General features: G+C 51.2%; 15 protein-coding genes and 1 pseudogene. 6 read left to right on the top strand and 10 right to left on the bottom strand.

Going from position 1 to position 12,153, the window contains the following annotated elements; genetic code table 11:
* The first annotated feature begins 82 nt into the window (after positions 1 to 82).
* Positions 83 to 388: a hydrogenase maturation nickel metallochaperone HypA gene (gene hypA, locus ACOTXR_RS24470; RefSeq protein WP_050583588.1), complete on the top strand. Its 306-nt coding sequence runs from the start codon at positions 83 to 85 to the stop codon at positions 386 to 388.
* A 3-nt stretch (positions 389 to 391) separates the two neighbouring features.
* Here the strand turns inward: hypA and ampR are convergent, their stop codons facing one another.
* On the bottom strand, positions 392 to 1,267 hold the full coding sequence (ampR, locus tag ACOTXR_RS24465; RefSeq protein ID WP_259408566.1) for a LysR family transcriptional regulator AmpR: 876 nt from the start codon (positions 1,265 to 1,267) through the stop codon (positions 392 to 394).
* Between the two features lie 110 nt (positions 1,268 to 1,377).
* Between ampR and ACOTXR_RS24460 the strand changes: the two genes are divergently transcribed.
* The 3 genes and pseudogenes from ACOTXR_RS24460 to ACOTXR_RS24450 all read left to right on the top strand — a co-directional run.
* Entirely contained in the window at positions 1,378 to 2,517 is a 1,140-nt protein-coding gene (locus ACOTXR_RS24460) for an extended-spectrum class C beta-lactamase DHA-1 (RefSeq protein WP_004236386.1), read from the top strand.
* A 194-nt stretch (positions 2,518 to 2,711) separates the two neighbouring features.
* Positions 2,712 to 3,533 (top strand): hypothetical protein, encoded by an 822-nt coding sequence (locus tag ACOTXR_RS24455; protein ID WP_013214003.1) that lies wholly within the window; start codon positions 2,712 to 2,714, stop codon positions 3,531 to 3,533.
* Positions 3,491 to 3,679: pseudogene (locus ACOTXR_RS24450) on the top strand (LacI family transcriptional regulator); the annotation flags it as partial. The gene ACOTXR_RS24455 and the pseudogene ACOTXR_RS24450, both read left to right, overlap by 43 nt.
* 188 nt (positions 3,680 to 3,867) lie before the next feature.
* Here ACOTXR_RS24450 and pspD read toward each other — a convergent pair.
* Genes pspD through pspA form a run of 4 tightly spaced genes read right to left on the bottom strand, consistent with a single transcriptional unit; the run spans position 3,868 to position 5,413 of the window.
* The gene (gene pspD / locus ACOTXR_RS24445; RefSeq protein WP_004193241.1) at positions 3,868 to 4,098 is read right to left on the bottom strand and encodes a phage shock protein PspD; all 231 of its coding nucleotides are present in this window, start codon (positions 4,096 to 4,098) and stop codon (positions 3,868 to 3,870) included.
* Between the two features lie 8 nt (positions 4,099 to 4,106).
* Positions 4,107 to 4,466 (bottom strand): envelope stress response membrane protein PspC, encoded by a 360-nt coding sequence (gene pspC / locus ACOTXR_RS24440; protein WP_004193243.1) that lies wholly within the window; start codon positions 4,464 to 4,466, stop codon positions 4,107 to 4,109.
* Complete coding sequence (gene pspB, locus ACOTXR_RS24435) at positions 4,466 to 4,690, bottom strand: envelope stress response membrane protein PspB (protein WP_004193245.1); 225 nt, start codon at positions 4,688 to 4,690, stop codon at positions 4,466 to 4,468. The genes pspC and pspB overlap by 1 nt, the downstream gene beginning before the upstream one ends.
* A 54-nt stretch (positions 4,691 to 4,744) precedes the next feature.
* A complete protein-coding gene (gene pspA / locus ACOTXR_RS24430; protein WP_003020532.1) occupies positions 4,745 to 5,413 on the bottom strand; it encodes a phage shock protein PspA in 669 nt (222 codons plus the stop codon).
* A gap of 155 nt (positions 5,414 to 5,568) precedes the next feature.
* Between pspA and pspF the strand changes: the two genes are divergently transcribed.
* Together pspF and ACOTXR_RS24420 are read left to right on the top strand one after the other, a co-directional pair.
* Positions 5,569 to 6,558: a phage shock protein operon transcriptional activator gene (pspF, locus tag ACOTXR_RS24425; protein WP_017900991.1), complete on the top strand. Its 990-nt coding sequence runs from the start codon at positions 5,569 to 5,571 to the stop codon at positions 6,556 to 6,558.
* 82 nt (positions 6,559 to 6,640) lie between these two features.
* Positions 6,641 to 7,285 (top strand): quinolone resistance pentapeptide repeat protein QnrB4, encoded by a 645-nt coding sequence (locus ACOTXR_RS24420; protein WP_017900990.1) that lies wholly within the window; start codon positions 6,641 to 6,643, stop codon positions 7,283 to 7,285.
* A 95-nt stretch (positions 7,286 to 7,380) separates the two neighbouring features.
* Here ACOTXR_RS24420 and ACOTXR_RS24415 read toward each other — a convergent pair whose 3' ends face one another.
* From ACOTXR_RS24415 to ACOTXR_RS24395, 5 genes are all read right to left on the bottom strand, one after another.
* Complete coding sequence (locus ACOTXR_RS24415; RefSeq protein WP_004193260.1) at positions 7,381 to 8,289, bottom strand: SDR family oxidoreductase; 909 nt, start codon at positions 8,287 to 8,289, stop codon at positions 7,381 to 7,383.
* Between the two features lie 176 nt (positions 8,290 to 8,465).
* Positions 8,466 to 8,981, bottom strand: a complete 516-nt coding sequence (locus ACOTXR_RS24410; RefSeq protein ID WP_017900989.1) for a 2-oxo-tetronate isomerase — start codon at positions 8,979 to 8,981, stop codon at positions 8,466 to 8,468.
* 10 nt (positions 8,982 to 8,991) lie between these two features.
* Positions 8,992 to 9,438 carry a DUF421 domain-containing protein gene (locus ACOTXR_RS24405; RefSeq protein ID WP_004193264.1) on the bottom strand — a complete coding sequence of 149 codons (447 nt, stop codon included), beginning with the start codon at positions 9,436 to 9,438 and terminating at the stop codon, positions 8,992 to 8,994.
* A gap of 9 nt (positions 9,439 to 9,447) precedes the next feature.
* Positions 9,448 to 9,798: a hypothetical protein gene (locus tag ACOTXR_RS24400; protein WP_248931197.1), complete on the bottom strand. Its 351-nt coding sequence runs from the start codon at positions 9,796 to 9,798 to the stop codon at positions 9,448 to 9,450.
* Between the two features lie 362 nt (positions 9,799 to 10,160).
* Positions 10,161 to 11,702, bottom strand: coding sequence for an IS91-like element ISCR1 family transposase (locus tag ACOTXR_RS24395; protein WP_000050481.1), 1,542 nt, complete (start codon positions 11,700 to 11,702; stop codon positions 10,161 to 10,163).
* Positions 11,703 to 12,153: the final 451 nt, after the last annotated feature.

Raw genomic sequence — 12,153 nt, 5'->3', positions numbered from 1 at the left:
AAAGAAAATAAAATGCGATGCCATAACCGATTATGACAACGGCGGAAGGGGCAAGCTTAGTAAAGCCCTCGGTGCGGCGGACATTATCCGCGAACAGGCTGAACAGCACGGCATTGCGCGGGTAACGGATGTCTGGCTGGAAGTCGGCGCACTGGCGGATGTTGAGGAGAGTGCACTGCATTTCTGTTTTGATATCGCCTGCCGTGATACCGTGGCGCAGGGCTGCACACTGCATATTGATGTTATCCCGGCACAGGCATGGTGCTGGGATTGCAGCCGTGAGGCCGAAATCATGCAGCACGCCGGATGCTGTCCGCACTGCGGCAGTGAACGGCTGCGCATCAGTGAAGGTGATGATTTGCGGGTAAAAAGCCTGGAAGGTGAGTGAGTTTTACGCCGCCGCCGTATTCAGCAGCCAGCGGGCGAATTGCTGCATGGCCGGGGTTTCCGTACGGGACTGTAACCGCGTCAGCCAGTAGCCGCCGAGGGTGATTTCTGCGGCAAACGGCTGTACCAGTGCGCCTGACTGTAACAGGCGGCTGAACATACATACCGGTGCGATCGCTACCCCGGCACCCAGTTGTGCCGCCTCGGCCATGGCCAGTGAGGTATCGAACACCATTACCGGCTGTGACGGGGAAGGCGGTGTGCCGCCCGCACAATCCAGCCAGCGGCTCCATTCATCCCGGCGGAATGAGCGCAGCAGGGTAAAGCGGTGAACATCATCCGGCTGCTGTAACTGTTCTGCAATGGCCGGTGAGCACAGCGGAGCGTGTGGTGCACTGAAAATCAGTTCCGCATCTGACTCATGCCACGCGCCGTTACCGAAACGGATCGTATAATCATGCCCTTCCGCCGCCGGGTCCACATGATTGTTATGGGTGGAGATATGCAGATCAATATGCGGATGGCTGTCATAGAATCCGGCCAGACGCGGCAGCAGCCAGCCTGCGGCAAATGTTCCCACCGCACCGACTTTCACCCGCTCACGGAACTGCCCGTGAGAAAAACACTCCAGAGTATCCGCAATCCGGTCAAACGCCTCATTGAGCACCGGCAGTAATCCCTCACCTTCATGGGTCAGCACCAGCCCGCGCGAGACGCGGGTAAACAGCACACAGCCGAGTTGTTCTTCCAGCGCCCTGACCTGCTGGCTGACGGCGGCATGGGTGACATTCAGCTCAATCGCCGCGCGGGTAAAACTGAGATGACGGACGGCGGCCTCAAAGGCGCGCAGCGGGTTAAGGGGGAGATAACGTCTGACCATAATCCACCTGTAAGTTTTTCTTTAGGCTCTTGTTATAAATAACCGTTTGTTCTGTCCGGTGAATCTGACGATACTTGCCGCCGTTACTCACACACGGAAGGTTAATTCTGATGAAAAAATCGTTATCTGCAACACTGATTTCCGCTCTGCTGGCGTTTTCCGCCCCGGGGTTTTCTGCCGCTGATAATGTCGCGGCGGTGGTGGACAGCACCATTAAACCGCTGATGGCACAGCAGGATATTCCCGGGATGGCGGTTGCCGTCTCCGTAAAGGGTAAGCCCTATTATTTCAATTATGGTTTTGCCGATATTCAGGCAAAACAGCCGGTCACTGAAAATACACTATTTGAGCTCGGATCTGTAAGTAAAACTTTCACAGGTGTGCTGGGTGCGGTTTCTGTGGCGAAAAAAGAGATGGCGCTGAATGATCCGGCGGCAAAATACCAGCCGGAGCTGGCTCTGCCGCAGTGGAAGGGGATCACATTGCTGGATCTGGCTACCTATACCGCAGGCGGACTGCCGTTACAGGTGCCGGATGCGGTAAAAAGCCGTGCGGATCTGCTGAATTTCTATCAGCAGTGGCAGCCGTCCCGGAAACCGGGCGATATGCGTCTGTATGCAAACAGCAGTATCGGCCTGTTTGGTGCTCTGACCGCAAACGCGGCGGGGATGCCGTATGAGCAGTTGCTGACTGCACGGATCCTGGCACCGCTGGGGTTATCTCACACCTTTATTACTGTGCCGGAAAGTGCGCAAAGCCAGTATGCGTACGGTTATAAAAACAAAAAACCGGTCCGCGTGTCGCCGGGACAGCTTGATGCGGAATCTTACGGCGTGAAATCCGCCTCAAAAGATATGCTGCGCTGGGCGGAAATGAATATGGAGCCGTCACGGGCCGGTAATGCGGATCTGGAAATGGCAATGTATCTCGCCCAGACCCGCTACTATAAAACCGCCGCGATTAACCAGGGGCTGGGCTGGGAAATGTATGACTGGCCGCAGCAGAAAGATATGATCATTAACGGTGTGACCAACGAGGTCGCATTGCAGCCGCATCCGGTAACAGACAACCAGGTTCAGCCGTATAACCGTGCTTCCTGGGTGCATAAAACGGGCGCAACAACTGGTTTCGGCGCCTATGTCGCCTTTATTCCGGAAAAACAGGTGGCGATTGTGATTCTGGCGAATAAAAACTACCCGAATACCGAAAGAGTCAAAGCTGCACAGGCTATTTTGAGTGCACTGGAATAATTTTTTTCCTGAACAGGCCCCTGCGGATACGCCGGGGCCGTAATTTAAGATTATTCCTTATGCAATAATTTGCTTTATGGGCTGTTTTATGGAGGATGAGAGTATCGGGCACTGACAGCTTCCGGCTGAACCGGATTTCACTGTGTGCTGCGGCAAACTGATGTCAGTCTCAACACACAGAGGAAAATGTTGTCATGGACGTTCTGCGTTTTATCCTCCGCTTACCTTTTATTTTGCTGCGTCTGGCGGCTCGCAGTCTTGTTTATCTCTTTACTCTGCTGGGTTTTCTGCTGCGCCCGTTCACCGGACGGATCCGCTGGGCGGTGCCGGGCTGGGTGACCTTTGCCGGTAATCAGCTTGCCCGGCTGGAGCGGGGGGGCAACCGCTATCCGAAAACCATATCTGCCTTATTATTACTGACTGCTGCGGTGGCAGCGGGCAGTTATTACACCTGGCACTGGTATCAGAACAAACCGAAGCCGGTGGATGTTGCGCCGCTGGTGGTGCAGGATATTTCCGCGTCTGTGCAGCGCCCTTCGGCGGTTAATTATAACCGTGATGATAATTCAGCGCAGATTGTGGTGGTGACATTCTCCCGCTCTGCCGCACCGGTAACGCTGATCGGTAAACCGGTCACCGCCGGTATTACCCTGACCCCCGCAATGGAAGGTGAGTGGCAGTGGCGTAATGACCGTAAGCTGGTATTCACGGCGAAAAAAACCTTCCCGATGGGGAAAACCTACACCGTCGATATGGATGCCAAAACACTGCTGGCTCCGCAGGTGGCGTTAACAGAGAAACAAAAAACCTTTACCACCCCTGAGTTTTATTATCGCGGCGGCCGGGCGGAGTTCTATCAGGATCCGCAAGATCCGATGAAAAAACACGCCATTATCGGCCTGACCTTCAATGCCCCCGCTGATGTCAAAAATCTGGAATCGCGTCTGTCTATGACCCGTGACGGCAAGCCGGTGCCGTATACCGTCACTGTAATGAACTGTTGTCATTTATGCTGACGCCCGTGCCGGGAGGCATTGATGTCCCAACCCAGCAGCTCGGCGAACAAAGCTGTAATTTATTATTTAGCCTGATTGCCGGTGAGAAAGGTTTACAAAATATCACCGTGGGTACACAAATATCGTTAGCCGACTCACTGGTATAAAAACTGGGGCATAACAATGCCCCAGTGCATTTTAGAATGCGTAATTCACACCGATACCTGCATAATGGAGTCTGTCGCTTTCACCTTCATTTCTATTGGTAGCGATCCCATGACACAAGAGACTACTCTGCCGCAAATTAACTGGGGGAATGTTGACTAAATGTTGCTTGCTTTTGTTGTTTCGGATATCAGGGTTGATTACCTGAATAGCGTTTCGACAATTTTGTCGCTGCCCGGCTCAACAAAGGTTCCAATACTAACGCCAGCAACATTTTTAGCGGACGTCGGGCCACGGACTTCACCGCCCACCCTGCTACCCCAGCCGGGCCATAGCGCAGCGCAGTCAGTAGCACCAGCTTACCTGCTATTTTAATGCCCGGCTTAACCCTTTGCCCGGCACGTTGCCAGCGATTATTCATTTCTAACCTCACAATTGGCGGAAGCGGCTGCGTAATGTAAAAGTATCAGACGTTACATAACGCTCCATCTCACGCAAACGCTTTTCACTTGCAGCCAGTTCACGATCGACAGCATCCAATAGCTCACCGCTTGATGGCTGCTGTTCTCCGGAAACCACGTTGTCTGGCATCGGATCCAACACAAACGTCAGTACGATGTAGGCGACAAAGGTGAAAAAGGCCAGACCAAAAAAGATGGACAGCACCACCAGGATCCGCACCAGTTTCACAGGAACATCGAGATAATGCGCAATACCCGCGCAAACCCCTTTCACCATGCCCTGCTGCGGTATACGCCACAGTTTTTTATTCAGATTAACGCCCCCCATTAGCGGTCCCTCCAGTTTGGATGTTCAGCATCAAGGATGTCTTCCAGCGCTTGAATGCGCTCACGCATCCGCTGTGCGTCCTGGTTAAGTTCTACCAGACGCTGTTGTTCACTTTGCGCCAGCTCGCCGCGACTGGAACGATTGCTGTAATGCAGCCAGAGCCAAATCGGTAAGACGAACAGCACAAAGATGGTTAACGGGATGGCCAGAAATAGCGCGCTCATGAGTACTCCTTACAGGTGATGAGCGGCGGCGCGTTCGGGCACCGCCAGATATTATTATTGCTTGTCTTGCTGCATTTTGGCTTTCAATTGCGCCAACTGCTCGCTGATTTCATCATCTGCTTTCAGGTCAGCAAATTGCTGATCCAAAGACTTCTGCTTACCGAAGTTATGGCTTTCAGCTTCAGCTTCCATTTGATCGATACGACGCTCAAAAGATTCAAAGCGAGCCATCGCTTCATCCAGTTTGCCGCTGTCCAGTTGACGACGAACATCACGGGAAGAACTCGCCGCCTGATGGCGCAACATCAATGCCTGCTGACGAGCACGGGTTTCACTGAGTTTGTTTTCCAGTTCACCGATCTCTTTTTTCATACGCGCCAGCGTATCGTCAACCAGCGTCACCTCATGCTCCAGGGAGGCAATCAGGTCAGTCAGTTTCTGCTTTTCGATTAACGCAGAACGCGCCAAATCTTCTTTTTCTTTACGCAGCGCCAGCTCTGCTTTTTCCTGCCACTCTGCCTGTTGGGCGCTGGCCTGTTCAATACGACGCGATAACTGTTTCTTTTCTGCCAGCGCGCGTGCGGAGTTGGAGCGCACCTCAACCAGCGTGTCTTCCATTTCCTGGATCATCAACCGCACCAGCTTCTGCGGATCTTCAGCCTTTTCCAGCAACGCATTAATGTTGGCGTTCACGATGTCGGCAAAACGAGAAAAAATACCCATAATGTAATCCTCACTTACTGTTCTGATATCGGGCAATGCCCTGCTGCTGTTCTAATGCACTTCGCATGCCAACTTTTTAATTCATTGAAATATTTGAAAATAACTAATTTTACCTGTCGGGATAAATAGGGTAAATTGGTGAATAACACTAACAAATGGTGAATTTCATCATGGCAGGATACAAAGATAATCTGCTGGGCGAAGCGAACAGCTTTATTGAAGTGCTGGAGCAGGTTTCTCGTCTCGCGCCGCTGGATAAACCTGTGCTGGTCATTGGGGAACGAGGAACAGGGAAAGAGCTTATCGCCAACCGCCTGCACTACCTCTCAACCCGTTGGCAAGGCCCGTTTATTTCACTTAACTGCGCCGCGCTCAACGAAAATTTACTTGATTCCGAACTCTTTGGGCACGAAGCGGGCGCCTTTACCGGCGCGCAGAAACGTCACCCAGGTCGGTTCGAGCGCGCCGATGGCGGCACACTGTTTCTTGATGAACTGGCAACCGCCCCGATGCTGGTACAGGAAAAACTGCTGCGCGTTATTGAGTACGGAGAGCTGGAACGCGTAGGCGGTAGCCAACCTCTGCAGGTCAATGTAAGACTGGTTTGCGCAACCAACGCCGACCTGCCACGCATGGTGAGTGAAGGCACGTTCCGCGCCGACCTGCTGGATCGTCTGGCCTTTGACGTGGTGCAACTTCCCCCGTTACGCGAACGTCAAAGCGATATCATGTTAATGGCTGAACATTTTGCCATTCAGATGTGCCGTGAGATCGGGTTACCGTTGTTTCCTGGGTTCACCGATGAGGCCAAAGAAACGCTCCTCCACTACCGTTGGCCGGGCAATATTCGTGAACTGAAAAACGTCGTGGAGCGTTCGGTATACCGACACGGGACCAGCGATTACCCACTGAATGAGATTGTGATTGACCCGTTCAGGCGTCACGCCGCACCGCCGCTGGCGCAAGAAACCAGACATACATCAGTAACCCTACCGCTGGATCTGCGTGAATTCCAACAGCAGCAGGAGAAGGAATTTTTGCAAACCAGCTTACAGCAGGCGAAATTTAATCAGAAAAAAGCCGCTGAATTATTAGGTCTGACCTACCATCAACTCCGCGCATTACTGAAGAAACACCAAATTTAGCGTGCAGGGGCAGACGTTGGACGCGAGAGTTAAAACAGTTTACCATGTTGCAATCACTGTATAAAAAAACAGGTTAATCATGATGACTCTGGCGTTAGTTGGCGAAAAAATTGACAGAAACAGGTTCACCGGTGAAAAAGTTGAAAATAGCACATTTTTCAACTGTGATTTTTCGGGTGCCGACCTTAGCGGCACTGAATTTATTGGCTGCCAGTTTTATGATCGAGAAAGTCAGAAAGGATGTAATTTTAGTCGCGCTAACCTGAAAGATGCCATTTTCAAAAGTTGTGATCTCTCCATGGCTGATTTCAGGAATATCAATGCGCTGGGAATCGAAATTCGCCACTGCCGGGCACAAGGGTCAGATTTTCGCGGCGCAAGTTTTATGAATATGATCACCACCCGCACCTGGTTTTGTAGCGCCTATATCACCAATACCAACTTAAGCTACGCCAACTTTTCAAAAGTCGTACTGGAAAAGTGCGAGCTGTGGGAAAACCGCTGGATGGGTACTCAGGTGCTGGGCGCAACGTTCAGTGGATCAGACCTCTCTGGCGGCGAGTTTTCATCCTTCGACTGGCGAGCAGCAAACGTTACGCACTGTGATTTGACCAATTCGGAACTGGGCGATTTAGATATCCGCGGGGTTGATTTGCAAGGCGTCAAACTGGACAGCTACCAGGCATCGTTGCTCCTGGAACGTCTTGGTATCGCTGTCATGGGTTAATGTTCAGGGAGCGGTATATGCCGCCCCCTGCCCTTATACAATATTGTCCGGGCTGGCTTTCCCCCTCAGACGTTTCGACTTCGGGGGCATAAACGTCAGAGGGTTCCGGTCCCCCCGTCAGAACACCATACCTGACCGGATGTATAGCTGTTCTCTTCAGCCGCTAAAGTGACATACAGCGGAGCAATTTCTACCGGTTGGCCAGGGCGACCAAGCGGCGCATTTGCACCAAATTTCTCAATTTTTTCCTGTGGTTGGCCGCCGCAGCACTGCAATACCGTCCAGTACGGCCCAGGCGCGACAGCATTTACACGGATCCCTTTAGGGGCCAGTTGCTTCGCCAGCGATTTAGTAAATGCCACTATCGCCGCCTTGGTCTGAGCATAATCAAGCAGGATCTCACTCGGCTCATAAGCCTGTACCGATGAGGTGTTAATAATCACGCTGTCTCGGGAGAAATGGGGAATAGCCGCCTTGGTGATCCAAAACATGGCGTAGACATTGGTCTTGAATGTCGCATCAAATTCTTCTGTGGTGAGGTCTTCGATCGATTCACAAAATTGCTGACGGCCTGCGTTATTCACCAGGATATCCAACCCTCCCAGCGCGTCTACCGCCTGTTTTACCAGATGGTTACAAAAAGTTTCGTCACGAATATCGCCGGGAATCGCCGCAACTTTTCTCCCAGCTTTTTTTATCAACTCAACAACCTCACGAGCATCGTCCTCTTCTTCAGGTAAATAATTAATCGCGACATCGGCGCCTTCGCGGGCATAGGCAATGGCAACAGCACGCCCAATACCTGAATCACCACCGGTAATTAATACCTTGCGACCATTTAACCTGCCGCTTCCCTGATAGCTTTGTTCGCCATGATCGGGGCGCGGTTGCATTTTTCCGGCGAGCCCCGGAAAAGGTTGTTTTTGATGTGGAAAAGGCGGCTGCGGAAAACGCTCTGAATTAGTTTTATTGGTGGTCTGTTTTCCTTTATTTAGGTCAGTCATTCAATCACCTCTCGTGAGTCATCATTCATCGCAAAGACTAATAAGCGTAGAACAAAATGAATGACATGGTCTTTATAATTTACCTACCACTTAATTTTCTCCTAATATTAACCTGGCTCTCACGACGATAACTTCACATAGCATTGAAATATTTCCTAGGATAAGTCCTGGTTTATTTATTTGTTCTTCCAGGCTGACACTTCTTCAATCAATACCGCCAGGCTAAAACGTACCGCCTTTTCAATGACGTCCTGGCAATCCCCGGAAAAACACTCACGTTTTGTTATTATCTGTCCGCGGAAATTCCACGCAAACCACACGGTTCCTGCGGGAGTACCATCCTCCCCACCCTCCGGCCCTGCATATCCGCTGATGGCTATACTGATATCGGTTTCGGCTTGCTGACGTATTCCTACAGACATCTCACTGACCGTTTGCTCACTAACGGCGCTATATTTCTTCAGCGTACTGGCCCGCACGTCGAGCATTTTCTGCTTGGCGCGATCGCTAAAGGTTATAACGCCGATATCATAAAATTCTGCGGTATCCGCCTGTGCGCAAAGCGCCGCGGCCAGCTTTCCTCCTGTACAGGATTCTGCGGTGGTCAACGTTAAATCGCTATCAATGAGCGTGTTTGCAAGCCGTTTTGTCAGTTCATTGACTGTTTTTGCGTCATTGTACTCCGTATTCATTACCGCCTCGCTAATTCTCTTCAGGAATGACAGAAATATGTCCGTTGCGTTCCAGAATGGCATACTTGATTTTACTTGATTCGGTAATCCCCTGATTTTGTCGCGCAGCGACTAATATATCTTCAAGAGAGACATCCACTTTCTTCATTTTATCTAATAAAGGGATCCCGTGATCAAGCAGGATAACCGGGGAACCATCCAGCACGGATTCGGCCCCACCCACCTTTTTTTTAATGAAACCGAACAGAATATCAATAGTAACCAGAGTGACAATCGTGATCATGGCGCCGGTTATCGAAAAATCATTACCCAACAAGGCTTGTTGAGTTGCTTCACTGATAATCAGTAATAAAATCAGATCGAAGCTGGTCATTTGTAATAATGCCCGGCGACCTGCTATTTTGAAAACCACCAGCAAAATAAGGTAAATGGCGGATGCCCGGAAGACCATCTCCATACTCACCTCCTAGGGATAAATAAATTGTCTGAAGCGGATTTCAGGTTCGCCATTTAGCTGGAGAAAACTCTTTACGCTTCCTGGCTTCACGGGCGTAACCCGCAGCCAGATAGTAAAGTTCTGCATTGCTTCAGAATCATTGTAGACGAGGTAAAGATCGTTCCCCTTGCTGTACATGCTGTCTGGCTGCGGCCAAATATTTTCCATTTCATAAAATTTGTTGAAATCGCCGCCAATGCGCAACGTCTTGTTCACAGAATCATACTTTTGTGCAGAGATTTTAAATTTAAATTCCGTTTGCAAGCGCCCAAACCTTTCGTACTGTAACCCTGTTGTCTTTAAGGTGTTTTTTCTCGTCACCTCACTTAAATATCCGCCGGAAAACGCTCCCACCGAAGCAAGAAAAACAATGCAGAGCAAACAGATAAAACCAATCTTGTGAAAGCCAGATTCAAAATTCAGAAAACGCAGGCTCTCTTTTACTCCTTGAGGGTATAGGAAGTATAAACCACCTTTTTGCTCCTCATCCGAAGTATCTTACCTGAAATTCCCTCACTCGTTTACCGCTCAAGCCCCAATTTTAACTGCCGGTCCAGCCTAAACCGCTCTAATAAGGTTCGATTTGGCGGTAAAATCTCTAGCCTGATAGCTCGAGAGATACAAACTGCCCCACCGCCCCGTTTAAAAGTTGGCAGTGTTGAGCAGTGTTGGATTTGGGGTCGTCAGTCAAAGAGACGACTCTGTGATGGATCGAACAGGCTGGGAGTCAGTGGCGGCGCTCGTTCTGGTGGCAGCTCACGCTGCTTGGCGGCATTCGCCTTGGCTGTTTTCTGTTTCAGATGCTTGAGAATCTGCTCAATGACCTTCGGATCTTCGATGCTGGCAATCACTTTGACGTGACCGCCGCAGTGTTCGCAGACTTCAATATCAATATTGAAGACTCGCTTGAGGCGTTGCATCCAGGTCATGGCGCGGTGGCGCTCTGCAGGACTCTTGTCACGCCAGTTAGTATCGAGACCTTCCGATTTGTCGGGCTTCTTGCCCCGCTTGGCGGGTGTTACTTGAACTCGGTGTTTGCTGTTCGGTGCAAAGACGCCGTGGAAGCGTGTGAGGTTGACTCGCGGCTTAGGTACCAACGCAGCGAGTTTGGCGATGAAGTCCAGCGGCTCGAAGATCACATGGGTGGTGCCATTGCGGTACGGAGTTTTGAGCTCGTAACGCACCTGCCCATTGGCGGTTAATGCCAGACGTTTTTCTGAAACCGCTGGCCGACTAATGTAGCGACACAAGCGCTCAAGCTTATCCCGCTGATGCGCTTCGGCCATCACACCGGCGTGTAGCGAGAAACCAGCATGGTTGGCTACTCGACTGCTTGAGTCGGCTTTATCCTCACGCCCTGGCAAGGTTTGCAGGGTGAAGACTTTGCGCCCTTGCTGGGGGCCGACGGCAATGCGATACGTAACCGAAGCACCATGTAATTGAGTCAGCGTATCGTCTTCGCCCTCTTCCAGTGTCAACCACGTATTCTCGGCATCACGCTCCAAAATCCCACGCTTTTCCATGCAGCGAGCGATGCGATGGCTGAGGGTGTGAGCGAGCGTATTCAGCTCATCGTAAGTGGGTGCCTTGACACGATGGAAGCGTTGCTTGCCATAGTCATCTTCGGCATAGACACCATCGAGAAACAGCATGTGGTAGTGGACATTGAGATTTAGCGCGGAGCCAAAGCGTTGGATAAGAGTCACTGAGCCAGTTTGTGCAGAGGCTTTGGTGTAACCGGCTTTTTTGATCAGATGAGTTGAGAGTGTACGATAGACGATACTCAAGACCTGGCCCATCAGCTGGGGATGGCGAGCCAGCAAAAAGCGTAGCTGGAAAGGAAAGCTGAGCACCCACTGGCGAATGGGCTCCTTGGGGAAGACTTCGTCTATCAGCAGCGCCGCACTCTCGGCCATCCGGCGGGCACCGCAGCTAGGGCAAAAGCCGCGTCGTTTACAGCTGAAGGCGACCAGACGCTCGTGATGACAATCCTCGCAGCGAACCCGCATGAAACCATACTCCAGACGGCCACATTGGAGGAGGTCGTTGAATTCTTGTTGGATGTAGCGAGGCAGGTGTTGACCTTGGGCTTCGAGTGAGGCTTTGAAGGCTGGGTAGTGCTGCTCAACCAGCTGGTAGAGCAGCGTCTGGTCGGGTTGGTGGCGTTCGTAACCGTTTGTTTGAGTGGGCGATTGACTCGCCGTGGCGTTCCTTGCCAGCGACATGGGTATCCTCCGCTGATACTGTGGTTATGTACAGTATCAGCGGCTTGCGTTCAGACGTCCAGTCTGGCCCTAGACATCGCTAAATGCTTAACCCGCAATAGCCCTCACGAGTTGTTATCAGCCACTACCGGTTGAGCGAGAAGGTTTTGGGTTCAGGGTGCTATTGCTCCACCAATCACAATACTGAAGCCCCAACTGTTATCAGTTGGGGCTTTTTCTTGTCTGTTTGCGGCGGTTGCGTTTTATCGGTAGTCGTCGAGCTCTGCACCATCCCACATAAGAGCTTAACGGTGCGATCTTCAACGCCATCACACAAAACTTTCTTTTTCACGCACAGTCAACTTATTGGATGTTTTATTAACAACCCAAAAGGAGATATTTAGCGGGCGGCCGGAAGGTGAATGCTAGGCATGATCTAACCCTCGGTCTCTGGCGTCGCGACTGCGAAATT

It is taken from the genome of Enterobacter cloacae complex sp. IR53030, assembly GCF_049238365.1.
Taxonomy (GTDB): domain Bacteria; phylum Pseudomonadota; class Gammaproteobacteria; order Enterobacterales; family Enterobacteriaceae; genus Enterobacter; species Enterobacter kobei.
The sequence above is the reverse complement of the archived record's forward strand: the minus strand, read 5'-3'. Positions and strand labels throughout refer to the sequence as shown.

Coding starts and splice junctions, on each gene's coding strand:
- ampR (WP_259408566.1), bottom strand. CDS start 1,267: ATGGTCAGACGTTATCTCCCCCTTAACCCGCTGCGCGCCTTTGAGGCC.
- ACOTXR_RS24460 (WP_004236386.1), top strand. CDS start 1,378: ATGAAAAAATCGTTATCTGCAACACTGATTTCCGCTCTGCTGGCGTTT.
- ACOTXR_RS24455 (WP_013214003.1), top strand. CDS start 2,712: ATGGACGTTCTGCGTTTTATCCTCCGCTTACCTTTTATTTTGCTGCGT.
- pspD (WP_004193241.1), bottom strand. CDS start 4,098: ATGAATAATCGCTGGCAACGTGCCGGGCAAAGGGTTAAGCCGGGCATT.
- pspC (WP_004193243.1), bottom strand. CDS start 4,466: ATGGGGGGCGTTAATCTGAATAAAAAACTGTGGCGTATACCGCAGCAG.
- pspB (WP_004193245.1), bottom strand. CDS start 4,690: ATGAGCGCGCTATTTCTGGCCATCCCGTTAACCATCTTTGTGCTGTTC.
- pspA (WP_003020532.1), bottom strand. CDS start 5,413: ATGGGTATTTTTTCTCGTTTTGCCGACATCGTGAACGCCAACATTAAT.
- pspF (WP_017900991.1), top strand. CDS start 5,569: ATGGTGAATTTCATCATGGCAGGATACAAAGATAATCTGCTGGGCGAA.
- ACOTXR_RS24420 (WP_017900990.1), top strand. CDS start 6,641: ATGACTCTGGCGTTAGTTGGCGAAAAAATTGACAGAAACAGGTTCACC.
- ACOTXR_RS24415 (WP_004193260.1), bottom strand. CDS start 8,289: ATGACTGACCTAAATAAAGGAAAACAGACCACCAATAAAACTAATTCA.
- ACOTXR_RS24410 (WP_017900989.1), bottom strand. CDS start 8,981: ATGAATACGGAGTACAATGACGCAAAAACAGTCAATGAACTGACAAAA.
- ACOTXR_RS24405 (WP_004193264.1), bottom strand. CDS start 9,438: ATGGAGATGGTCTTCCGGGCATCCGCCATTTACCTTATTTTGCTGGTG.
- ACOTXR_RS24395 (WP_000050481.1), bottom strand. CDS start 11,702: ATGTCGCTGGCAAGGAACGCCACGGCGAGTCAATCGCCCACTCAAACA.